Source organism: Streptococcus sanguinis SK49 (assembly GCF_000212815.1).
GTDB classification, from domain to species: Bacteria; Bacillota; Bacilli; order Lactobacillales; family Streptococcaceae; genus Streptococcus; species Streptococcus sanguinis_C.
The window spans coordinates 45,923-67,233 of the sequence record NZ_GL890985.1; the positions used below are offsets into that span (position 1 = coordinate 45,923).

Below are 21,311 nucleotides of genomic sequence, written 5' to 3' on the forward strand. Positions count from 1 at the left end.
GGTTCAAATTATTTTTAAAAGATTCTATAAAAAAACAGCCTCAGAAACTATTGAGACTGTTTTTTAATTACTGACACAATGTTTATCATGTTCTTCCAAGCTGCTATCCGTCTGGATAGTGATTTTGGTGATACCATAGGCTTGCAGTTCTTGACGCAGAATAGTTTGGGTCTCGGCCAGCAGATCTGGATTTTCAAGACAGATATGGATCATGGCAAATTTTTCTAAACCGTCTGTGGTCCAGACATTGAGCTGGGTAATAGCCTGAACGTTTTCAACTGCCAGAATTTCCTGATAAAGCTGACTCAGATCAATATCGCTTGGGATGTGATCCAGAAAAATCTTGATGTTTTCCCAAAACTTAGGCAGGGCCTTGCTGAGAATGAAGCCCGCAATAAGCAGGGAGAGCAGTGGGTCAAGAAAATACCAGTCAGTAAAGCGCAACACGATAGAGACCAGAATAACAGCCACCCAACCCAGAATGTCCTCTAAGAAATGGAGACTGAGAATAGACTCATTGTGACTGTGTCCATGACCATGGCCGACTACCTTACTGGCTGCTAGATTGACTATAATGGCAAAGATACCCAGCACCAGCATGCCGTCATAATTGACCTTTTCAGGCGCAAAGACCTTGGGTACGTTTTCGATAATCACCAAGGTTGAGCCGACCAGCAAGATGACCGAGGTCAACAGGGCTCCCAAAAGGCTGTAGCGCTTGTAGCCCAGAGTGTATTTCTTGTCTTCTTTTTTATTAGAAATTTTTTCAAAAAGGGTAGAAAGTCCGATAGCTATCGCGTCTCCTGTATCGTGCACGGCATCGGCTAGTACAGCGCTGGAATTGAACATGAAGCCAAAGATAAACTCAAGAATGGCAAAGGAAAAGTTTAACAGAAAGGCAATAGTCATATTTTTACTAGATTTCACAGCAGCCTCCTTTCAGTTTGGCTAAATTTATAGTATAATGTAATCAAAACGGAACACCTTGTTCAGTTTTCTTCATCTTTATTATCCCTTATTCTCAGAAAGGAAACAAGAAGCAATTGAGGGGCTTTGTCTGTTACTGAACAATCCTGCTCTTTTGTTCCGAAACGCTATGGACAGACGAGTCAAGAAATCACGCGCAGCTATTTACCAAGCTTTTATCAGCCTGCTGCATCAAAAAAGCTATGAAAGCATCACCGTGCAAGAAATCATCGACCTGGCAGACGTTGGCCGGTCGACTTTTTATGCCCATTTCGATACCAAGGAAGCCTTGCTAGAGGAGGTTTGCCAAGACCTCTTTCAGCATACCTTTCTTGAACGCGACGACGGCAAGGATCTCTTTGAAGCAACCGCCCATATTTTCAAGCATTTCCAAAAGAATCAGGACAAGATTGCGACCTTGCTGCTATCGAAAAATATCTATTTCACCAATCGCCTAAAGATTGAGCTGGAAAACTATCTCTTTCCGATGATTCAGGAACAGCTTCTGCAGAAAAAATCTCAGCTGCCAGAGCCCTTTCTGAGAAATTATGTGACTTCTACCTTTGTGGAGACGGTCAGCTGGTGGCTCCAGCAGAAGAAAACATTGCCAGAAACAGTTATCAGCCAGTATTTTCTGGATTTGATGGACTGATTTTATTTTGATATTTATATAGGAGGAAACTTTACTTTATGAAAAAGAAACATTCAAAATTTTTGCTTCCAGGTATTCTGATGGTGGGGGTTGTCCTACGGGCGCCTTTTGCAGTGCTACCTGTTGTGCTGGGCGATATTGCTAAGGGGCTGCAAGTTCCCGTCAACTCTCTAGGACTACTGACTAGCCTGCCCTTGATTATGTTCGCTCTCTGCTCTGCCTTTTCCCCACGCCTGGCTCAAAAAGTCGGCTTGGAAAAGCTCTTTACCATAGCCATTATTGTGCTGACTCTGGGCTCTTTTATTCGTATCTTTAACCTGCCTCTACTCTATGCAGGTACAATCATGCTAGGGGCCGCCATCGCTGTCTTAAATGTGCTCCTGCCTAATGTCATTCAGGCCAATCAGCCAGAAAAAATTGGATTTTTAACCACGCTTTATATCACTTCTATGGGACTAGCCATCTCAATCATGTCTCCCTTGGCTGCGCCTATTGTCCGCTTAGCTGGCTGGAAAGGACTGATTCTCGCCCTGACTCTCATCTGCATACTGGCCTGCTTAATCTGGCTGCCTAACAGTCGGCATAATCACCAACTGACTAGCAAAAGCCGCGAGCAGCAAATGGGGGCTCTGCTAAAAAATCCTAGAGTATGGGCTCTGATTGTTTTCGGTGGCCTGCAGTCCTTACTCTTTTATACGGCTATCACTTGGCTGCCGACTCTTGGTCAGTTGGCAGGACTTTCCAATGATGCTACTGGTTTCTTGGCCTCTGTCTTTTCCTTTATCAGTCTTCCTCTGGCTATGACGATACCTAGTCTGACAACGCGTCTATCCGCTAAAAAACGCTTAAGAATGATTGCTCTCTTTTCTGCAACTGGTATGGTTGGTCTGGGTATGCTGCTGGGCAGGACAGATTCCTTTGTCTACTGGCTCATCCTCAACTTGCTAATCGGCATGTCTGTCAGCGCCCTCTTCCCCTACCTCATGGTCACTTTCTCGCTGAAAACCAGTACTCCTGAGCAAACCGCTCAGCTATCTGGCTTGGCCCAGACTGGTGGCTATATTCTGGCCGCCTTTGGACCAAGCCTCTTTGGATACAGCTTTGATTTATTCCATTCCTGGACTCCAGCTATCCTCATTCTCATTGGTCTGGCTGCCATCGTGACACTAACACTCTTTTACATTGAGAAGTTTGACAAGATATAATATAGAGGAAAAAACGCTTAGAAATCCTAAGCGTTTTTGCAATAGTTGAGGCACTTTTCCAGGTCCACATCCCGCTCTAAGTGCTCTGGTGTCCAAGGAATCAGGATATCCGGTTCAACTCCCTTATCATTCATGCCTTTTCCTTGATCAATCCTAGTGTCACGTGAAGTGGGGAACAGGAGCTCATAGTCACCAAAATCCTTCACGCAGCAATTGGAATAATCTAAAATTCCCATAGTCGGACGCCCTAGGACCGTAACCTTGGGCATCTTTTTCATAGTATCAACAAAATTATCACCTGAAGACCCACAGGTAACATCTGCTAGCACAAAGACTTTTTCAGGTCGAGCTAGGCCTAGAACGTCTGGTAGAAAGTTCTGCTCACTGTCTTCATCGCCATAAAGGACATACCCTTTTCCCCGATTTTCTTCTAATTCTTTTAGAAATTCTTTGAGAATCTGGTGAGTTTCTGCTGACAAGTTTGGATCTTCTAGGATATTTTGCATCAGTTGCTGGCGCAAATCAACATTTCTATCGGTATAGAGAATCTCCATCCCATCATCGTTTGGCAAATCTAAGTCTCTGAAGGCCTTTCCCTGAGGAAGAGTATATTTGAAAAGTGGATAATAAAGCGAGTCCGTCCCACCATAATTGACTCGAACATCAATGATTAAATACTTGGCCTGCTCAATAGCTGCTTGGCTGTCTGCATATAGCTGACTGATAGCAGCCTCATCCGTAAAATCTTCTAACTTGAGATAAACGATGTCCTCAGAAAGATTGCGCCATTCAAACTGCAGTGGCTTCTTTGGCTGAGCGGTTGGCTGAACATGCAGTTGCTCTTTCTTGTCATTGCGTACTACTGTAACTTCTCCGGCATGCCCAACAAAGTAAGCCCACTCCTTGTGCTGTCGCTCTGGTGTGGAACTGACAAAATAATCCTTGTGCTCTTGATACACCTGAGGCAAGGCTTTTCCATCTAAGGCTAGAATCTGGTCTCCACGTTTCAGCCCCGTGTCACTATTTGCCTGTAGGACGTAGAGGCAGTCTTGGTAGTATCTCAGTTAAAAGCCGGGCGGTTGCGTTTCCTTAAGCCCAAACCAAACATGAGACAAAATCCTAAAACTGGCTATATAACAATGCATCTGGTAAAGAAAGTCCTCTTGGCTCATCTGGTCTGTGATACGCGCTCGATATTCTTCAGGATTTGCACCCATGATGTCTTTCTTTGTAGAAGAATCCTCTCGCATAATTTCTACGACTTGCTCAAAAATCTCTGTTTTCTTCATCTTTTACTCCTTATTCCATGTGTACTCATCATCCAGCAGGCCTCGCTTAGGCATTTTTGAGACATGACGATTGCCGGTCACATAAAAGCCCAAAGGCTCCTCTCGCCAAGCATCTGTGCAGGTCACGCCAATCCGCGGACGACTGGCAATCTGATTCGGAGTCAAGTCATGGGCTAATTGCAGACTGGAGGTCGCTAAACTCTGTCCATCAAAGCGCTTATCAATCCCAGCATACTTGGTTAACTTGCCAGGACCATTAGCTATAAGTCGGCCATCCGGTAGCTCCAAGGCTCGAATCAGTACGGCTTCAGCCACATTTTCAGCCTTGGTCACTAGATTCAGCATATGATGGCCATAAATCTGATAAACATACCAGTGACCAGCTGGTAGATACATGGATTCATTCTTAGGGGAGCGGCGCCCTCTAGCTGAATGACAGGCACTGTCCTGACTTCCTAGATAGGCTTCTGTTTCGACAATTCGGCCTAACTCCTGGCCATTTAGAATCAACTGCATACCTAGCAAAGCTCGCGCTGCCGCAACTGTGTCTACCTCGATTAGTTTCTGAAAATCTCTTGATAACATAGGTTGATTATAGCATGATTTCTCCATTTACAGAGGAAAAGAAATGTTGCAAAAATGTTATTTTTCTCCTTATTCTAGACAAATTATTTGTTACAGAATTATTACATGCGAAATTGACAAAAAGTTGCGAAAAAGCTTATAAAATCTATGTATTTTCTATTTATTTTGTATATTTTTTGTAACATTTTTGTTAATGCAGTGTGTTATTTTTGTATCATTCCGGTTTTTTATTGCTTCAAATGAAATATTTGTTTAATATTATACTAGAAGGAGGGGTAAGATGAAAAAATTATCTAAAATTTCTTTATTTTTATTACCACTAATTGCACTTTTCTTTTTGACAGCTTGCGGAAATTCTGCAGATAAGAAGACTGAAGAAAGCTCAAGTTCTAGCTCAAGCGTTTCTTCTTCATCTAAAGCTAAGTCAACCTCTAGTAGCTCATCTGAGCAAAGCAATAGCGCTAAAGTCAACGTAAATGGCGGAGATGCTAGTGTTAATGTAAATGCCGGTGACGAAGGCGATGATGCTTCTGTTGAAGCTAATGGAGACGGTACTGCTAATGTACAAACTGACAACGCTGGTGTTAACGTAAACGAAGACGGCGTTCATGTTCAAGGTGGCGGTGTCGATGTTAAGGTCGGCAGCGACGGAACTGTGAATGTCCAAACCCCATAATTGAAAAACATCTTTCAGTTATTATAATTCATAAAAACCGAGTTTTGCTCGGTTTTTTGATTTTCTCCTGTACATTTCAAAAAACTTAAAAAGCATTAAAAATACTTGTAAAAACTTATTCGCTGTGTTATACTCTATTTAGAAAAGCAAGGAGGGACAAGCATGTATCAAGAACAACGCTTAGCTGAAATCTTAGAGCTCTTGGCTGATAAAAAACAGCTGTCAGCCAAGGATATGATTGAACATTTTCAGGTCTCTAAAGATACTATTCGGCGAGATTTTTCAATTTTAAGCGAGCGTAGGCTTGTGCAACGCACCCACGGAGGTATTATCTCGCTGGATACTAGCCGGCAAATCCCCTCCTTTAACGACCGCATCAACCAACTAAATCAAGAAAAAAAGGCTATTGCACAGAAGGCCCATGACTTTCTCAAGCCGGGGCAGATTGCTTTCTTTGATGTCTCAACCATCGTTCTCCATCTGGCCCAGCGCATCAAGGATCCTATGACAATCTATTCCCATTCTCTGGATAATGCAATCATGCTGAGCACTCAGGACAAAGTGGACTTTCACCTCTTAGGCGGAAAATTTTATCCCAAAAATCGATTCTACTACGCGCTCAATGAAGCAGAGCTGTTGCAGCAAATTTCCTTTGACATTGCCTTTATCGGAGCAGCTAGTGTCTCTGATGGTCTAGTCAGCTTTGAAGACGAGGCCGATGCTCACCTGAAAAAACTAGCTTTGAAACACGCTAAGGTTAAGATTCTGCTGGCCGAGCAAGACAAATGGCAGAAAGAATCTAAGTACATCCTGGGGCCTGTCAGCGACTTTGACTACTGGATTACGGACCAAGAGCCCAGCCCTAAAGTCCAAGAATTAATCGGAGACAAGGTTAAAATAATTTATTAAATCGATCCATTAGACACAAAGGAGGAAGAGCTATGACAAACCAACCGATTCGCCTGATTATTAGCGACATTGACGGTACCATTTTGGATGACCAGCATCAAGTAGATCCTAAACTCAAGGACATGATTCCCCTGCTAAGCCGAGAAAAAATCCCTTTCGTCCTCGCTTCTGCTCGCTCTCCTCTAGGCATGGAGCCCATTGCGCGTGAGCTGGGACTGGGAGATAATCCGCTGGCCTGTTACAATGGCGCTCTAGTCATCAAGGGCGAGCCACAAGCTTATGAAACTATTATCGAGCATCCTCTGGACAAGAAAGAAATCCGCACTTTTCTGGAACTTGTCAAGGCTGAATTTCCTAGTGTATCCATCAATCTCTACTCTGGCAAGGATTGGATTGCTGATCGTCTCGATAAATGGGTGCAGATAGAGGCTGAGATTACAGGTGAACAGCCGATGATTCAGAATGTGTTAATGCCAGTGCTGGATGTGCTAATCCCTATCCATAAGCTACTTCTTATCGATGAAGCGTCTGTCATCCAGAAACTCCATGACTACCTGCAGACTTTAGACTTTCCCAAGACAGCCTTCTACCTTTCTAAGGACAACTATATGGAAGTCACGGCCAAGCATGTCTCCAAGGAGCAAGCCTTGTACGAAATTGCCCAGCACTACCAAGTGCCACTAGAAGAGGTCATGACAATCGGAGACAACTTCAATGACCTTCCTATGCTCCGCCTGGCTGGACTTGGAGTCGCTATGGGCAATGCCCCTGAGGCAGTCAAAACCGAGGCAAAAGCCGTCACCAAAAGTAACAATGAGCACGGGGTCGCGGAAGCTATAGAAAAGTATGTTTTGATATAACGCAAAAAATCTGCTCAAGGGCAGATTATTTTTATTGATGATAATCATAAGCCAGGCGAGGGCTGCCATCAGCCACATAAATAATGCCACACTCCCTAAAGCCGTAGTTCAGAACAGCAGCCTGCATAGCTTGATTGTCCGCATGGGTATCGATTCGCAAGTAGGGAATCTGCTGGCAGCAAAAATCAAAGACCTGACGGGATAGGCCCCTAACTTGCCCATTTGAAGCGATGCGGTGAATGGTGCCGTAAGGCTCTGCAAAATGCCAGGCCCCTTTTTCGATGACCTGATAGGTCGGGTCTTCTCCAATGATAAAAGCAAAGGTGCCGACCAGCTGCCCTTCTTCCTCGACAACAAAGGAGTAGCCAGCCGCGATGTCTTCCTCAATCAAGCCCGCGCTGGGATAGCCTCCATCCCACTGAGTCGGATTGCCCTGGTCTTTCATGAACTGACGGGCCACATCATAAATCTCCATAATGGCTGGGATATCTTCTATTTGGGACAAACGAATTTTCATCTTTCCTCCTTTATAAAAATAAGGCTGGAAAGTCCCAAGCTTATTTGAATTCTTCTGGTTTGCCAGTATACTGAGACCATTCCTTGCTAAAGAAGCGGTCATTCATCTGGTAGTTTGGCGCCGGCTGTGGATTGGCTACAAAAGGATCAACCGCCTTATCAAAGGCTAGCCAGCCATTCCAACCCATGTGAATAGTGTCCTGCATGAAGTAAGGCTTGTCGCCATCTTTAGAAAAGTCAGCAATGTTGGTAAAGCCCTGACTTTCCAGCTGGTAACGAATCTTAGCCACTGTCCGCTGGTACATTTCAGGACTGAGTCCTGTATACTCCATCCACTTAGAATTGACCGGTGGAATGATGAAGATGACATTGGTCTTTGACTTGGCAAACTGATCCAGAACCAGCTGCAAGTCGTTGTACTCAGGGGATTTTTCATAAGATTGCTTGGTCTGAAAACCTCTGAGCTTGGCAACCTTGCCGGCCAGACGGGTCTTGTAAAAGTGATTGTCTATGCCAAATTGGTTGTTATTGGTCTTCTTCTTGGCCTCTGCTGTAGCAATCTCTTCCAAAGCTTGATAGGAGAAGGTGTCTGGCAAATCAGCCATATAAGGCAAAATTCGCTGGTCATAATTTTCATTGTTGAGGGCAGCAAAGTTGCTGAAAAAAGCATCTTGGCGCTCATTAAGATGAGCCATCATCTCAATATGACGCTCTTCAAAGCTGCTCAGCTTTTTACCTTCAGACAGCTTCTGGACGCTCTCTGCCATAGCAACATCTGGATAAAGCTGCAGGAGGCGCTGGGCTGCATATTGCGCCGCCGCATCTCCCTGCTGCTGAGACAGATAAGCCGTCAGCTGGTCACTGTTGAAGTACTGCTGAAAGGCCGAAGCATCATAGCCAGTCTTGGTGAACCACTGGGGCGACACTACATAGACCGCCGTTTGCCCCTCCAACTCAGAGGACATCTGCTGCATACCAAAGTACTGATTAAATGATGCTGCCCCGCGCTGGCCTAGAAAATAAGGCCGATAGGAGCGGTTGTATTTCTCAGCCAGCACTGCCGGATGCATGCTATCAAAGCGCAGCCATTCACTAGAGCCAAAGAAGGGAACAAAGCGCATCTTCTTATCGGTCAAGGCTGTCACCTTCTTGCTGCGGCTCTTGAAGTTTTCTGCTGTCAGGGTCACTGCCGAGCGCTTCTCTGCTTCTATATCATGCTTTTTTTCAAGCGGATAGAAGAAAAAGAGCAAGGCAACCATGGCCATGGCGCAGAAAACTGGCCCCAGAATCAGCCAGAGTCGTTTAAGCATTGCGAAGCTCCGTCACGCCTTCAACGATTTTATTGGCTGTGTTCCAGTCATCGCGGCCAAACTCTGACACTGGCACGCGGATATCAAAACGGTTTTCCAGCTCAACAATCAGTTCGACCGTTCCCATACTGTCTAGGACACCAGCATCAAACAAATCCTCGTCCATCATGTCTGACACATCTTCCATAAATAGTTCTTCAATAATTTCAATTACTTCTGCTTTTATATCCATTTTTCTTCCTCATTCATTTTTATTTTTTAAACCAAAGCTCATTTAAAAATCCCGAAAAGATTAAAAATGAGAACATGACTGCGTGAAAGGTCACCACAATCCCCAAAGCTTGAGTCCATTTATTGTCTGGCAGAGGCGGAAGCCCCTTAGCCTTGCGCTCCTTGTTTAGCGTTTTCTTCTTGCGCAGCCAGGCATCATTGACGACCAGACCAGCTCCATGAAAGAGACCGTAGGCGATATAGTACCAGGTCACACCATGCCAGAAGCCCATGATCAGCATGTTGATCAGATAGGCTACACTAGAGGTCGTGTTGCGGTTTTTAAAGACCTTATTGCGCATCAGGACCATGACCAGCCGCATAAAGACAAAATCACGGAACCAAAAGGACAGACTCATGTGCCAGCGATTCCAAAATTCTTTCAAATCGCGTGAGAGAAAAGGCTTATCAAAGTTGATAGGGCTCTTGATTCCCATGAGATTGGAAATAGCTAGCGCAAACATCGAATAACCGGCAAAGTCAAAGAAGAGATCCAGACCAAAGACATACATGACGCCCAGAGTTCCCAGATTAAAGAAACCGCCGGTATAGAGAGCGTTGGTCTTGACATGACCCAGCAGCAGATGTCCAAAGATATGGGCCAGGATAAACTTATAAAGGAAGCCTAGCATGATATACTTGACAGACTGCTCTAGCATATCCAGCAGCTCATCGCGCTCAGGAATGTTCAAATAGTCTTCATTGAAACGCTTGAAACGATCAATAGGACCGCTTGAAAAGGTCGGCATGAAGAGCAGGAAACGCAAGAACTCCCAGAGCGTGAACTCTGTCAAAACTCCATCCCGCATCTCAATCATCATCCCTACCGAGCGAAAGGTCAGATAGGAAATTCCCAAAAAGCCAAAGAGAGACTGATGACCGCTGATCGCGGGCTCTACCTTGACAAGCACAAGCGGCAGAACCGCCAGCAAGGTATGCAGATAAAAGATCCACTTGCTGTCCCGCGACCGGCGATAGAGCTTGTATGAGTAAACCCAAACTATCTGCCAGATGACATAGCCTAACAAAGCACAAAGCTGCGCCAGACTAGGACCTGTCAGCATCAGGACGATAAAGACCAAGCTGACCAAAGCTTCATAAAGAGGGAAGCGCTTCTTAAAGAAAAGTCCGACAAAGATTGGCAGAACTGCCAGAACGATATAGACAAAGTAAACTGGGTTGCCGTAGGGTTCCAAGTGAGGCAGCTGTTTCAAGAAATCCATCATCGCTTATTGACCTCGCTAATCAGCCCCTTGATGTCAATCTTGCCATTTGGAGTCAGAGGCAGGGTCTCTCGATAGAGGAACTTGGACGGCATCATATAGGACATCATGATATCCTGCAGATCTTCCTTGATTGCCTTGGTAATATCAATTTCTCGCTCAAACTGCTCAGCCACACCGTCTTTGAGAATGACATAGGCTAGCAGATTTTGGACCTTGTGGTCCTTATTGTAGCGGGGCACAGCCACTGCAGAATCAATGTATTTCGATTTGTTCAGGTTCTGAGACACATCCTCTAGCTCAATACGGAAACCATTAAACTTGATCTGGAAGTCCATCCGGCCGCCGTAAAGAAGCAGGCCTTCATCTGTCATTGAGCCGACATCTCCTGTATGATAGGCTGGCAGACCTTCAAATTCAAAGAAGGCTTCAGCTGTCTTCTCAGGATTATTCAGATAGCCTTTGGATACGGCTGGACCGCAGACGATGATTTCTCCCTGCTGGCCATTCGGCACCTTCTGCCCTTCTTCGTCAATGACAAAAGTCGGAGAATCCGCCTTGGTATAGCCAATCGGCAGGCGCTTGCAATTCTGCAGCATCTCATCTGTCACTGCTACTGCAGACAGGGCTACTGTTGCCTCAGTCGGACCGTAAGCATTGATAATGCGAGCTTGAGGGAAGCGATCGCGCAGCTTCTGAGCTGTCTTGACCGTCAACTCCTCACCATCAAAGTAGAAATGCGTCAGCTGAGGCAGCTTCTGACTATTAAAGTCATCCGACAGCAAGGCCATATCCGCGAAAGAAGGCGTCGACGTCCAGATAGCAATAGGCAGACTGAGAATCGTATCAAACAGCTGCTTGAAATCCTGAGTCACAGCCGAAGGCAGGGCAAAAAGAGTCCCTCCCAAGGCCAAAGTCGGTGCCCAATACATGACCGACAAATCAAAAGAATAAGGAGGCTGAGCCAACATTTGAGGACGATCCGGAGTCGCAAACTCCTTATCTGTAATCATCCAATTCGTAAAGCTGAGCAAATTATTGTGGGAAATCTGCACTCCCTTAGGTTTGCCAGTCGTTCCCGATGTGAAAATGATGTAATAGTTGTCATCTCCCTGCACCGGATGGCTAAGCTCATAGGATGCTCCCTCTCTGAAGGCTGTCTGAACTTGCTCCGCACTAAAAATAGGAGCTGCCACATCTGCTAGTGGAAAATTATTGATAGCAATAATCAAGCTTGGCTCAGCAACTTCCACAATCGCTGCCACGCGCTCCAAGGCTGAGTGGCTGTCGATAGGAATGTAGGCATGACCAGACTTGGTCAAGGCCACAAAAGTAGCCAGCATTTCGTATTCCTGACCGCCAAAGACCACAACCGGAGACTTGTCAGGAAGTCCCAAACGGTCAATCTGAGCCGCCAACGAATCGGAATCCTTCTTTAAATCACCATAAGTATGAACTTGACCTAAAATATCATAGACCGGAAAATCCGGCTGCACCTGAGCAAAATGCTCAATCGCTTCAATCATATCTTGTATCACTTTATTTGACATTGTTTCCTACTCTCTCACATTAAAATTCATTATAGATAAAGCCGCCCTGACCCTGACCCAGATAGCTAAAGAAATAAAGCAAGGCCAGAAAGATAACAAAATATAGTAGGGTTTGGCCCAAAAACTTATATAGGGTTTGATGTTTTTTCATTGATCTCTCTTATATTTTTAGTTAGACTTACACCATTTTACCATTTTATGGAAGATGTTTTCAACACAAAAGCTAAGGAAGATGTAAAGTTCTTGTAAGGAAGAAAGGTACTTTGATGTTCCTTATAAACAGCCATTAAAAGACTTTTTCAAAAAATATATAAAAATTTTATATATTTTGCTTGACTTTTTTCCTAAGAGGTTGTAGACTATATATAGAAAGATTATATATAAATATTTTACACAAGGAGGTGGTCCTATGTCTTTCCCCACATCATCGGCTTTGATTGAGTTTCTCATCTTAGCCATCCTTGAAAAAGACGATTCCTACGGTTATGAAATCAGCCAGACAATCAAGCTGATTGCCAATATCAAAGAATCAACACTTTACCCCATTCTGAAGAAGCTGGAGCAAAATGACTGCCTCACGACTTATTCGCAGGAGTACCAAGGACGAAAACGAAAATACTATTCACTCACTGCCTACGGGCACGAACAGCTACTCACTCTAAAAGAAGAGTGGCAAACTTATACCATGACCATCAGCGGTATCATAGAAGGGAGCATCCGTCATGACAAGAACCGAGTATCTAGCTGAGCTAGAAAAATATCTGAAAAAACTGCCACGCAAGGACTATGAGGAAACTATGGATTACTTCACTGAGTACTTCGACGAGGTAGGCCCAGAGGGCGAGGCAGCCGCTATTGCTGATCTAGGCAGCCCTAAGGAAGCGGCCCACGAGATTATGTTGAATCTTTTGGACAAAAAAGTCGAGGAAGATAATCAAGACAGCAGTTCATCAAAAAACACTAAGAACATCGTCCAGATTGCTATCCTATCCATTTTGGCAGCACCCTTGGCTATTCCGCTCTTTATAGTAGCAGCCCTTTTGACTTTTGTTTTCTTCCTCTTAGTCTTTATCTTTGCTCTCGTCATGGCTATAGGTGCCTTTGCCTTCTTTATCTTTGGCATCAGCCTGATTTGGGACACTTTGACAGTGGGACTGACGACATCTATCCCGGCCTTCCTGTTCACTCTGGGGCTCAGTGTTCTAGCTCTGGGACTGTCCGGCATCTTCTACGCAGGCATTTCTCCTGTTACTCAGTTTGGCAAGGCTGGCTTTGTCAAACTAGCTCAACTTTTCGCAAAGAAAGGAGCACGTCATGGCTAACATCAAATTGAAAAAACCTCTTTTATCTGCAGCTATTTTAGCCTGCCTCTTTGGTGGAGCCTTGACAACTATCGGCTCCATGACAGGCGGTGTCAATGACTTGGTCAATTCTACCAAAAGCAAGGTAAAACTAACGAAAAAAGAAGAAAGTTTCTCTGATCTTTCTTCCCTAAATATCAACTTAGCAGCTAGAAACCTCGTCATCAGCGAATCTCCTGATGACAAGGCTCACTTGACCTATTACCAAAGAGACGGCAACTATCAGATTGGCGGCAGCATGCTTGGAAAAATAACAACAAGTTCTGAAAATGGAAACTTAAACATCAAGGAAGATGGTGCAGACTCCTTCCACATAAGCACTGACATCCGCTCCTTCCACATAAGCACTGGCATCCGCTCCTTACTCAGCTTATTTGACCAAGAATCTCAGGAGAAGCGTACTGTGGAGCTTTCCCTGCCCAAGGGGACCAAGCTTGAGACATTCAGCGGCAGTTCGTCACTAGGAGATGTTACGCTGTCCAATCTATCAGCCAAAAATGCTGACTTCTCTCTATCTCAGGGCTCGTTGACTGTGAATGATGGCCAATTCGCATCTGGTAAATTTAAGAACTCTCTGGGAGAGATTACCATCAATAACAGTCAGATTAGCTCTGGAAAAATCATTGATTCTTCGGGTACCATCACTCTGAGCAACAGCCAGTTCGCATCTGGCGAAATAGCAAACTCTCTGGGAGAGGTCAATCTAAACTCGAGCAAAATCTCCGACAGCACTCTGAAAATCTCAAGCGGCTCACTGAACTCTGAACAGTTGGAATTAGCTGGTACAATCTCTATCACTAACCAACTGGGCGATATTAATCTGCATCTGGTTTCTGGCAGTTTGTCGCAGCTATCCTTTGATCTGAAAACGGATCTAGGTGAAATTGACATCCCTAGTAGTATAAGTGTAGAGCACTCCAAAGGCCATGAACTTGGCGGCTCTGCCATCCGTAAAGTCGAAAATCCGACAACTACACTTACTGCCAGCGTCGAAAGCGGTAGCATTAAGCTCAGCGAATAAATCATAGAAAAGAATATATACAATCAGGGAGTCTTCAGCGGCTCCCTTTTTTTGATAAAAATTCCCGCACTGACCTAAGTTTGCTTTACAGGTCTTGGCCTTTGTGCTATGATATTCTATAAAAATTTATCATAAGGAGGTCCCTATGAAAAAACTCGCACCTGGTATGCACATTCGGGTCGTCAGCCCTTCGGCATCAATCGAACACATCGGTGGCTTTGAGGCCAATCTAGCCGCCAAGGAGCGCTTGGAAAAGTTAGGATTTACTGTGTCTTTTTCGGAACATTATCTGGAAAATGATATGCTAGACTCTGCCTCCATCGAAAGCAGGGTGGAAGACATTCATGCTGCCTTTTCGGATGACTCCGTTGATGCTATTCTGGCCACCATCGGCGGTTTCAACTGCAATGAGCTCCTGCCCTATCTGGACTTTGAATTAATTGCTAGAAATCCTAAGATTTTCTGCGGCTACTCAGACACAACAGCCTTGCTCAACGCTATCTATAGTAAGACCGGCATGAAAACCTACATGGGACCGTCTTACTCCAGCTTTAAGATGGATGCCCTGCAGGACTATCAGACTGAGAGCTGGCTCAAGGCCGTCAGCCAGACTTCTTATGAATTGACTCCTAGTGAAAAATGGGGCGACAATGCTTGGTATTTGCCTGATGCGCCACTGACCTTCCATGAAACGGAGTGGAAAGTCTATCATCACGGACAAGCCCAAGCCACTGTTATCGGCGGTAATCTCTCCACCTTCTCACTTCTGCGTGGAACACCCTATGCCCCAACAGATGAAAACTATGTCCTCTTTGTTGAAGAGGCCGAAGAAGATGATTATGTGGAGTTTGACCGCAATCTAGCTGCCCTCCTTCAGGCCTATCCTAACCCGCAGGCCCTTCTCATCGGTCGCTTTCCAAAAGAATGTCAGATGACAGAGGAGCTGCTCCTTTATATCTTGGACAAACATCCAATTCTAAAGACGATTCCCGTCCTCTATGACTTGGACTTTGCTCATACTCAGCCACTTTTTACCATTACCATCGGTGCTCAAGTGACAGTGGATACGGAGAAGATGTTGATTAAGATAGATGAGTAAGACATATCATAATTATTGTGGAGGTAGTAAAATGTCAGCTCATAAATGGTTGTTTTTTGACGTTGGCTCTACTTTGATTGATGAAAAAGAAGCCTATCAAGATAGAATTAGGAGAGCAATTACAGAGACAAATATTAACTACGATATTTTTTATGCTCGTATGGTTGAACTGTTTAAAGAAGGCAAAAAGGGAGACTTGGAGACAATAAAAGAATTTAACTTAGAACGTCCCATTTGGAACTCTAATTTGGAGAAAGTATACCCAGATGCCCAAGTGGTCTTAAAAGAATTGCACAACCGATATAAAATCGGAATCATCGCCAACCAACTACCTGGCCTAAAAGAACGTTTGAAAAAAATGGGACTATATCAATGGATTGATTTAGTTGTCTCTTCTGCAGAGTTCGGACTTGCCAAGCCTTCCCCTGCCATTTTCACTTTAGCTTTAGAGAAAGCTCATTGCCCTGCTAAACAAGCTATTATGATTGGTGATCGAATAGACAATGATATCATACCTGCTAAAGCACTAGGAATGACAACTATCTGGTTAAAACAAGGTTTTAGTGCTTATTACCAACCCCAACGACTAGAAGAAAAACCTGATTTCACTATAGAAAATTTATCGTCTCTCTTAAGTCTTCTATAAAAGATTACTTTGCAGAAACATAGCTGCATCCCCGTCTTTTTCATAAATTAATAAGGCAGTTCAATTTGAACTGCCTTATTTTCTTATCGTCCACCAAAACCGCCTTGGCCGCCCGGGGCACCGCCGCCACCGGGTCCACCAGAGCCAGGTCCGTCGGCTGTGATTTCTGTTCGGCTTTCACCATTGACCGTGATAGTACCGCCAGTGTAGATAGCTGTTCCGTCAAAGTCAAAGGCAGATACCGTAGAACTAATATCCAAGTTTCCTCCTGACATGATGACATCGCCGTTGGAGTCGATAGCGTCTGTATCGCCTTCACCGACCTCGACCTTGATATCGCCACCAGTAATCTTGATAAAGATATCAGCGCCAGTTACGTCACTAGCTGCATTGATACCATCATCTGTCGCATAAAGGTCCAGCTTGCCTCCGTTAATGGTAACATTGGTTCCTTCCAGAGCTTCTACACTCTTGGAAACCGTAATTGTCCCACCATCAATCAAAGCGATATTGCTAGCGTGCAGACCATCATCACCTGCATTAATCGTGATAGTGCCGGACTGGATATAGAGATTCCCCAGAGAAGTATCTTCATCATTGTCTGCGTGGATGGCATCTTCTGTCGCTGTGATGTCGATAGTAGCGTCCTTGATATTAATGGCTGAAGCTGCTGAAAGACCATGCTTAGCTGCCTCGAGTGTATAAGTGCCACCTGTTACCCGCAAGGTCTGCTCAGACTTAATCGCTGTTTCATACTTGCCGTCAACTTTCAGGCTTCCAGAGCCGTTGAGAGTCAGATCAGAGTTACTATAGATAGCTGCATCTGCATCCGTATTACTTTGATTTGATGAGTCTGAGATTGTGTTTTGGCTGCCGTCAGCCAGAGTCAGGCTTGTTTTACCCGCATTTTCTACTAGAATAGCTGCATCTGTCCCGCTCATGGTTACACCATTTAGGACGATTTGGACCTTGTCGCTATCACCTGCTTTGACAACAATCTGCACATTTTCACTCGTTCCGGAAACGACATAAGTTCCAGCCTTTGAGATTGTCACAGTCGAGCCGGAGACACTAGCTCCGTCACCAGAGGTCTTAGCACTAGATCCACTCAGGCTGATGGTCGTCGCCTTAGACTCATCATAAGAAGCGTCTGAGTCCTCTGAAGCAAAGTAATCAGAGGTATTGGTCTTAGTCTGACTGGTGCTTGTAGCGTTAGCAGCCTGGGTAGTGCTTGAAGTTGTAGAACTGCTGGCGTTTGAGCTGCAGGCTCCCAGCACTGCTGTCATCAAAACCAGTGGAATCATCAATTTAATTTTTTTAAGGGTTGATTTTGATTGTTTCATTTTTATTTTCCTATCTATTCTATTTACTGCTGATACAGTTTGCCTTTTTGTAGGCAAAGCCGTATTTGGAGAAAGAGCTTGGAGACAGCTGGTAGCGATCCATGATCTCGCTGAGCCATAACGGACAAGCTTCTGGAATCTTAACTTCCATGATGACGTGATTGGCTAGCAGGAGATGACCTCCATGGCGACCAGCCAAGAGACTCAAATCATAAGGACGGTAGGTCAGGTCGTGATCAAAGGTAATCCGAATCCGCTCATCCTCAATCCCTTTCATCGAATAACGATTGTAGCCGATATACATCATGGGCTGAATGTTGCCAAAATGCTGGGTCAGCCAGACCATTTCCTTATCTATCTGAAGGTCAGTCAGCTGACTGTAATCACCGTCCAGATAGGCTTCCGCTGTCAGTAAATCTTCTGCAAGACGGCATTTGGTGACTAGACCTTCTGTCTTTTTCTTGATTTCCAAAAAGACTTGACTATCCTCGGTCGGATGCTCTTGATAAGTCCGCAAACGCACCTTCTCATCAAAGCAAGGATTTTCCAAGGACTCACGAATAAGCTGATAAGATGACGTATCGTAGTAGAGATTGTTAATAGTCGAATAAGCTCGCTCATCCTCCACCAAATAGCCTTCAAACTCTAGCAATAGATCCAGCAAAGTTTCCTTAGAAATGATGTATTTGGTTTCAAAGCGCTGAAAATGATGTTGAAAAAATTTTTCTGCCATGGGCTTCTCACCTCTCTATCTTTCTTGAATGTAATGCAATTTTAAAGATGAAAACTTAAAAGAAAGATAAAGAAAACTTAAAGAAAACAAAACATCTCCCTTTTCAGGAGATGTTGATGAGAGAAAAAGTAAAAGAATTACAGATAGACTTTTCATCTACATTTTTACAAATTCATAAAAGTACAAGCCCTAAGCTAACTGTTTTTTATCTGTTCGATAGACCAGAGTACCAAGTGCCATGAAAAGAACTAAAACAAAAGCAAGGAAGAGCACCTGACTACCAATTTGGCCGTTCATGGAAATCGTTTGGCGTAAGCCCGATACAGAATAGCTCATTGGCAGCCAAGGGTTGATAACTTGGAAAATCTTACTAGTCAGCTCCAGCGGATAGGTTCCTGCACTAGAAGCCAGCTGTAAGAGCAAAAGAATCAGAGAAGCAAAGGCGCCGAGCTTGCTATCCCAAGTAACCAAAGCTGTCACAAGAGCCATAAAGGTCATGCTGGCTAGGACAATCAAACCAAGGGTTGCCCACTCATGGTTAGCAGATAGGCCTATCAAGTGCACAGCACCATAGACCAAAACACCCGCCACGACAGAAATGACTCCATTTACCTCTATACGGGCCTTCAGCCAATCTCGTTTCGTCTTAGGTTCTTGACCCGATGGAAGTGTGCTAAAGATGATATTGGTTGAAATAGCTGCCACAAATAAAGCTACTGAAATCATATAAGGCGCCATCCCAATTCCATTTTTCTCTACCTTATTCTCATCTGTCTTGCTCAGTGTCAGAGGATCTGCTAGAGTTTTTGCATTGTCTTCCCTAGTAGAAACAGTCGACAATTTATCGCCTGCATTCGTGAGCCCATTGGACAAATCGCTCGTTGCCACAGTAAGTTTAGAGAGATTATCTGTTAAAGCACTGCTGCCATCAGCCAGCTTACCTGTTCCGCTCGCTAATTGATTGGCTCCATCTGCTAATTTCCCGAAACTAGAGGTCAATTCTGGCGATTTATCTGTTAATTGGGCAGCCCCGTTTGCTAATTTTGTTGTATTTGCTAGCAAATCAGGATTCTTACTTGCCAAAGCTGATGTCCCCTCAGATAGCTGACCGACTGCATTGGTATAGCTTGTCACCCCTTGTTCCAATTGTGTTGCGCCAGTCGTTAGTTTCTCATTTAGGGTATCTACACCTGCGGCTAGTTGATTGGCTCCTCCGCTTGCTGAACCGAGGCTAGTACTCACTGTTGATAAGCCATTATAAAGGCCATTAATCATGTTAGCTGCCTGTGGCAGAACTTGATTTGACGCACCCTCTAACTGACTAAGTTTTGTTTGACTAGCGCCTTTTATCGTTTCAAGAGAAGTCCTCATTGTATCAACTTCTGATAAAATTGCCTGAGCAGATTGGTCACTTCCTGCTTGACTAGCACTGACTGCTACATCAATCTCTGCCTTAGCTTCACTAGAAAGGCCTTGATAAGCACTGGTCCCTTGGACACTTGCCAAAGCTGCGGCCTTGGCGTCTTGATTATTATTGATAATGGCCTGAGCGGATGCTGCTATGCTAGTCAGTGAAGCTTCAATGCTGTCTGTCGACACTGCTGAGTCACTTGCTGCAGCTTGAATACTAGCATTCAACTGAGTCAAGCCAGTTGCCAAATCATTCACGTTTTGCTGGTTGTTAGCTAAGGTTGTATCTACCGATGACTTTAATGTAGCCAAGCCCGTATTCAGATTCGTCACACCTGTTGATAAGGCCTGAACTCCATCTCCTGACTGGGTGAGCTGTTGGACTCCACCCAATAAGTCTGCTGATCGACCCGACAGCTGATTTGCACCTGTGGCCACAGTACTTACACCATTTGCATAAGTGTTTATCCCATTTGACAAACTACCCAGTCCAGACGATACTTGTGCAACACTCCCAGTATAAGTTTGTAGACCTGTGTTAAATTGAGCTGCACCGGACGATAATTTGCTCGTAGCTTGATTCAGAGTTCTTAAGTTATCTGCAATTGTCTGACTGCCTGAACCTAGTTGTTGGCTGCCAGATGCTAATTGCTGAGCACCATCGGATGCCTTCACCAAGCCAGTTTTTAGATCTCCCATATTCTTAAATAAGGCGCTTGTATAAGTATCCGTCACATTTTGCGCCACCGTCTGCTTCAAAGAAGTCATGGCTGAATCACTCATCTTACCAGCAATAAAACTGTGGCCGCTAGACGTTTGATAGTCAATCTTCATTTGCTGAGGATTATCGGTCAAAATACTGGCTGCACGTTCAGATAAATCACTTGGAAGCGTCACAACCATGTAGTAATCACCCTTTTCCAGACCATTTTGAGCATCTTCTTTACTGACGAAGTGAAAATCCAGATTTTTATTTTCCTTGAGGCTGGAAACAACATCGTCGCCTATAGACAAGGTCTTACCACTAGCAGTTACAGCTTTATCCTGATTGACGACCGCTACCGGTAAGTCCGATACCTTTCCATATGGATCCCACATGGAGCTCAAGAAAATAACGTTATACAAGGCTGGAATCATAGAGACTCCCAACATCACAATGATAAAAGTCGGCTTTTTTAAAATAGCTTTCCATTCTCTTAACATGTCTACCTCCTAAAATTATACAAAGTGTCTAAATTTCGATAAAATTGATTATACACCAATCGAAAATTAATACAAGCTTATTTTTTAAAAAATGGACACAGTGTCTAATTTTGTTTAAAAAGATTGCAGGAAAGCGGAATCAGTTAATCCTACTGTCTTTAATCCTTGAATAATCTGTAGATAAAAGGTGTTTTTCCACAGGTAAGTACTCAGGAACTCAGTATATCCTCTACTCTTATAATAGCGAGCAAGTTTTTCTTATATTCTCACAAGAAGGAAATTTACTTTACGTGACTCCAAATCCTGATTACCTTTACTTTAAATAATACATTCTTTTCAAAAGAAACCTATTTGCTTCAGTGGTTTCTTTTTTTAAAATTGTTTTTATCACTATTTAAGAACTTCTGTGATACCATTTTCTGAAAACTTTGATATAATAGGTCTTAGTAACCTATCATTTTAGAGCAAAATTAGACTTGATGTC

General features: G+C 44.1%; 21 protein-coding genes and 2 pseudogenes. 11 read left to right on the top strand and 12 right to left on the bottom strand.

The window, feature by feature from the left end:
- Positions 1-63: 63 nt before the first annotated feature.
- Entirely contained in the window at positions 64-927 is an 864-nt protein-coding gene (locus HMPREF9380_RS10690) for a cation diffusion facilitator family transporter (protein WP_002931616.1), read from the bottom strand.
- Positions 928-1,096: 169 nt separating this feature from the next.
- On the opposite strand from HMPREF9380_RS10690, the gene HMPREF9380_RS10685 reads away from it, so the two are divergent.
- Both HMPREF9380_RS10685 and HMPREF9380_RS10680 read left to right on the top strand, forming a co-directional pair.
- Positions 1,097-1,618: a TetR/AcrR family transcriptional regulator gene (locus HMPREF9380_RS10685; protein ID WP_002910979.1), complete on the top strand. Its 522-nt coding sequence runs from the start codon at positions 1,097-1,099 to the stop codon at positions 1,616-1,618.
- Between the two features lie 38 nt (positions 1,619-1,656).
- Positions 1,657-2,823 carry a CynX/NimT family MFS transporter gene (locus HMPREF9380_RS10680; protein WP_002931618.1) on the top strand — a complete coding sequence of 389 codons (1,167 nt, stop codon included), beginning with the start codon at positions 1,657-1,659 and terminating at the stop codon, positions 2,821-2,823.
- A gap of 26 nt (positions 2,824-2,849) precedes the next feature.
- On the opposite strand, the pseudogene HMPREF9380_RS0110925 reads toward HMPREF9380_RS10680, so the two are convergent.
- Both HMPREF9380_RS0110925 and HMPREF9380_RS10675 read right to left on the bottom strand, forming a co-directional pair.
- A pseudogene (locus HMPREF9380_RS0110925) lies at positions 2,850-4,112 on the bottom strand (S41 family peptidase).
- Positions 4,113-4,115: 3 nt separating this feature from the next.
- Positions 4,116-4,697: a DNA-3-methyladenine glycosylase gene (locus HMPREF9380_RS10675; RefSeq protein WP_032907091.1), complete on the bottom strand. Its 582-nt coding sequence runs from the start codon at positions 4,695-4,697 to the stop codon at positions 4,116-4,118.
- 280 nt (positions 4,698-4,977) lie between these two features.
- Between HMPREF9380_RS10675 and HMPREF9380_RS10670 the strand changes: the two genes are divergently transcribed.
- The 3 genes from HMPREF9380_RS10670 to HMPREF9380_RS10660 all read left to right on the top strand — a co-directional run bounded on the left by HMPREF9380_RS10670 (position 4,978) and on the right by HMPREF9380_RS10660 (position 7,142).
- A complete protein-coding gene (locus tag HMPREF9380_RS10670; RefSeq protein WP_002931628.1) occupies positions 4,978-5,373 on the top strand; it encodes a hypothetical protein in 396 nt (131 codons plus the stop codon).
- 162 nt (positions 5,374-5,535) lie between these two features.
- Entirely contained in the window at positions 5,536-6,282 is a 747-nt protein-coding gene (locus HMPREF9380_RS10665) for a DeoR/GlpR family DNA-binding transcription regulator (RefSeq protein WP_002931630.1), read from the top strand.
- 32 nt (positions 6,283-6,314) lie between these two features.
- Positions 6,315-7,142 carry a Cof-type HAD-IIB family hydrolase gene (locus tag HMPREF9380_RS10660; protein WP_002931632.1) on the top strand — a complete coding sequence of 276 codons (828 nt, stop codon included), beginning with the start codon at positions 6,315-6,317 and terminating at the stop codon, positions 7,140-7,142.
- A 31-nt stretch (positions 7,143-7,173) separates the two neighbouring features.
- Here HMPREF9380_RS10660 and HMPREF9380_RS10655 read toward each other — a convergent pair whose 3' ends face one another.
- From HMPREF9380_RS10655 to HMPREF9380_RS10630, 6 genes are read right to left on the bottom strand one after another with little or no spacing between them, the layout of a single operon-like run.
- Positions 7,174-7,659, bottom strand: a complete 486-nt coding sequence (locus tag HMPREF9380_RS10655; protein ID WP_002931633.1) for a GNAT family N-acetyltransferase — start codon at positions 7,657-7,659, stop codon at positions 7,174-7,176.
- A gap of 40 nt (positions 7,660-7,699) precedes the next feature.
- Positions 7,700-8,968: a D-alanyl-lipoteichoic acid biosynthesis protein DltD gene (gene dltD, locus HMPREF9380_RS10650; protein WP_002931634.1), complete on the bottom strand. Its 1,269-nt coding sequence runs from the start codon at positions 8,966-8,968 to the stop codon at positions 7,700-7,702.
- Positions 8,961-9,200, bottom strand: coding sequence for a D-alanine--poly(phosphoribitol) ligase subunit DltC (gene dltC, locus HMPREF9380_RS10645; protein WP_002894204.1), 240 nt, complete (start codon positions 9,198-9,200; stop codon positions 8,961-8,963). Before dltC ends, dltD begins: the two co-directional genes overlap by 8 nt.
- A gap of 19 nt (positions 9,201-9,219) precedes the next feature.
- Entirely contained in the window at positions 9,220-10,464 is a 1,245-nt protein-coding gene (dltB, locus tag HMPREF9380_RS10640) for a D-alanyl-lipoteichoic acid biosynthesis protein DltB (RefSeq protein ID WP_002931635.1), read from the bottom strand.
- Entirely contained in the window at positions 10,461-12,011 is a 1,551-nt protein-coding gene (dltA, locus tag HMPREF9380_RS10635) for a D-alanine--poly(phosphoribitol) ligase subunit DltA (RefSeq protein ID WP_002931636.1), read from the bottom strand. The genes dltB and dltA overlap by 4 nt, the downstream gene beginning before the upstream one ends.
- A gap of 19 nt (positions 12,012-12,030) precedes the next feature.
- Positions 12,031-12,162 carry a teichoic acid D-Ala incorporation-associated protein DltX gene (locus HMPREF9380_RS10630; protein WP_002894209.1) on the bottom strand — a complete coding sequence of 44 codons (132 nt, stop codon included), beginning with the start codon at positions 12,160-12,162 and terminating at the stop codon, positions 12,031-12,033.
- A gap of 258 nt (positions 12,163-12,420) precedes the next feature.
- On the opposite strand from HMPREF9380_RS10630, the gene HMPREF9380_RS10625 reads away from it, so the two are divergent.
- The 5 genes from HMPREF9380_RS10625 to HMPREF9380_RS10605 all read left to right on the top strand — a co-directional run bounded on the left by HMPREF9380_RS10625 (position 12,421) and on the right by HMPREF9380_RS10605 (position 16,138).
- Complete coding sequence (locus tag HMPREF9380_RS10625; protein WP_002931639.1) at positions 12,421-12,759, top strand: PadR family transcriptional regulator; 339 nt, start codon at positions 12,421-12,423, stop codon at positions 12,757-12,759.
- The gene (locus HMPREF9380_RS10620; RefSeq protein ID WP_002910970.1) at positions 12,734-13,333 is read left to right on the top strand and encodes a DUF1700 domain-containing protein; all 600 of its coding nucleotides are present in this window, start codon (positions 12,734-12,736) and stop codon (positions 13,331-13,333) included. Before HMPREF9380_RS10625 ends, HMPREF9380_RS10620 begins: the two co-directional genes overlap by 26 nt.
- Complete coding sequence (locus tag HMPREF9380_RS10615; protein WP_002931642.1) at positions 13,326-14,393, top strand: DUF4097 family beta strand repeat-containing protein; 1,068 nt, start codon at positions 13,326-13,328, stop codon at positions 14,391-14,393. The genes HMPREF9380_RS10620 and HMPREF9380_RS10615 overlap by 8 nt, the downstream gene beginning before the upstream one ends.
- 145 nt (positions 14,394-14,538) lie before the next feature.
- A complete protein-coding gene (locus HMPREF9380_RS10610) occupies positions 14,539-15,492 on the top strand; it encodes a S66 family peptidase (RefSeq protein ID WP_002931645.1) in 954 nt (317 codons plus the stop codon).
- Positions 15,485-16,138, top strand: a complete 654-nt coding sequence (locus HMPREF9380_RS10605; protein WP_002931650.1) for an HAD family hydrolase — start codon at positions 15,485-15,487, stop codon at positions 16,136-16,138. Before HMPREF9380_RS10610 ends, HMPREF9380_RS10605 begins: the two co-directional genes overlap by 8 nt.
- A gap of 83 nt (positions 16,139-16,221) precedes the next feature.
- Here the strand turns inward: HMPREF9380_RS10605 and HMPREF9380_RS10600 are convergent, their stop codons facing one another.
- From HMPREF9380_RS10600 to HMPREF9380_RS10590, 3 genes are all read right to left on the bottom strand, one after another.
- On the bottom strand, positions 16,222-17,481 hold the full coding sequence (locus HMPREF9380_RS10600; protein WP_002931651.1) for a carbohydrate-binding domain-containing protein: 1,260 nt from the start codon (positions 17,479-17,481) through the stop codon (positions 16,222-16,224).
- A gap of 19 nt (positions 17,482-17,500) precedes the next feature.
- Positions 17,501-18,214, bottom strand: coding sequence for a polyphosphate polymerase domain-containing protein (locus HMPREF9380_RS10595; protein ID WP_002931652.1), 714 nt, complete (start codon positions 18,212-18,214; stop codon positions 17,501-17,503).
- 189 nt (positions 18,215-18,403) lie between these two features.
- Positions 18,404-20,827 carry a YhgE/Pip domain-containing protein gene (locus HMPREF9380_RS10590; protein ID WP_002931654.1) on the bottom strand — a complete coding sequence of 808 codons (2,424 nt, stop codon included), beginning with the start codon at positions 20,825-20,827 and terminating at the stop codon, positions 18,404-18,406.
- 215 nt (positions 20,828-21,042) lie between these two features.
- On the opposite strand from HMPREF9380_RS10590, the pseudogene HMPREF9380_RS12095 reads away from it, so the two are divergent.
- Positions 21,043-21,153: pseudogene (locus HMPREF9380_RS12095) on the top strand (DUF4947 domain-containing protein); the annotation flags it as partial.
- Between the last annotated feature and the right edge of the window lie 158 nt (positions 21,154-21,311).

Coding starts and splice junctions, on each gene's coding strand:
- HMPREF9380_RS10685 (WP_002910979.1), top strand. CDS start 1,097: ATGGACAGACGAGTCAAGAAATCACGCGCAGCTATTTACCAAGCTTTT.
- HMPREF9380_RS10680 (WP_002931618.1), top strand. CDS start 1,657: ATGAAAAAGAAACATTCAAAATTTTTGCTTCCAGGTATTCTGATGGTG.
- HMPREF9380_RS10675 (WP_032907091.1), bottom strand. CDS start 4,697: ATGTTATCAAGAGATTTTCAGAAACTAATCGAGGTAGACACAGTTGCG.
- HMPREF9380_RS10670 (WP_002931628.1), top strand. CDS start 4,978: ATGAAAAAATTATCTAAAATTTCTTTATTTTTATTACCACTAATTGCA.
- HMPREF9380_RS10665 (WP_002931630.1), top strand. CDS start 5,536: ATGTATCAAGAACAACGCTTAGCTGAAATCTTAGAGCTCTTGGCTGAT.
- HMPREF9380_RS10660 (WP_002931632.1), top strand. CDS start 6,315: ATGACAAACCAACCGATTCGCCTGATTATTAGCGACATTGACGGTACC.
- HMPREF9380_RS10655 (WP_002931633.1), bottom strand. CDS start 7,659: ATGAAAATTCGTTTGTCCCAAATAGAAGATATCCCAGCCATTATGGAG.
- dltD (WP_002931634.1), bottom strand. CDS start 8,968: ATGCTTAAACGACTCTGGCTGATTCTGGGGCCAGTTTTCTGCGCCATG.
- dltC (WP_002894204.1), bottom strand. CDS start 9,200: ATGGATATAAAAGCAGAAGTAATTGAAATTATTGAAGAACTATTTATG.
- dltB (WP_002931635.1), bottom strand. CDS start 10,464: ATGATGGATTTCTTGAAACAGCTGCCTCACTTGGAACCCTACGGCAAC.
- dltA (WP_002931636.1), bottom strand. CDS start 12,011: ATGTCAAATAAAGTGATACAAGATATGATTGAAGCGATTGAGCATTTT.
- HMPREF9380_RS10630 (WP_002894209.1), bottom strand. CDS start 12,162: ATGAAAAAACATCAAACCCTATATAAGTTTTTGGGCCAAACCCTACTA.
- HMPREF9380_RS10625 (WP_002931639.1), top strand. CDS start 12,421: ATGTCTTTCCCCACATCATCGGCTTTGATTGAGTTTCTCATCTTAGCC.
- HMPREF9380_RS10620 (WP_002910970.1), top strand. CDS start 12,734: ATGACAAGAACCGAGTATCTAGCTGAGCTAGAAAAATATCTGAAAAAA.
- HMPREF9380_RS10615 (WP_002931642.1), top strand. CDS start 13,326: ATGGCTAACATCAAATTGAAAAAACCTCTTTTATCTGCAGCTATTTTA.
- HMPREF9380_RS10610 (WP_002931645.1), top strand. CDS start 14,539: ATGAAAAAACTCGCACCTGGTATGCACATTCGGGTCGTCAGCCCTTCG.
- HMPREF9380_RS10605 (WP_002931650.1), top strand. CDS start 15,485: ATGAGTAAGACATATCATAATTATTGTGGAGGTAGTAAAATGTCAGCT.
- HMPREF9380_RS10600 (WP_002931651.1), bottom strand. CDS start 17,481: ATGAAACAATCAAAATCAACCCTTAAAAAAATTAAATTGATGATTCCA.
- HMPREF9380_RS10595 (WP_002931652.1), bottom strand. CDS start 18,214: ATGGCAGAAAAATTTTTTCAACATCATTTTCAGCGCTTTGAAACCAAA.
- HMPREF9380_RS10590 (WP_002931654.1), bottom strand. CDS start 20,827: ATGTTAAGAGAATGGAAAGCTATTTTAAAAAAGCCGACTTTTATCATT.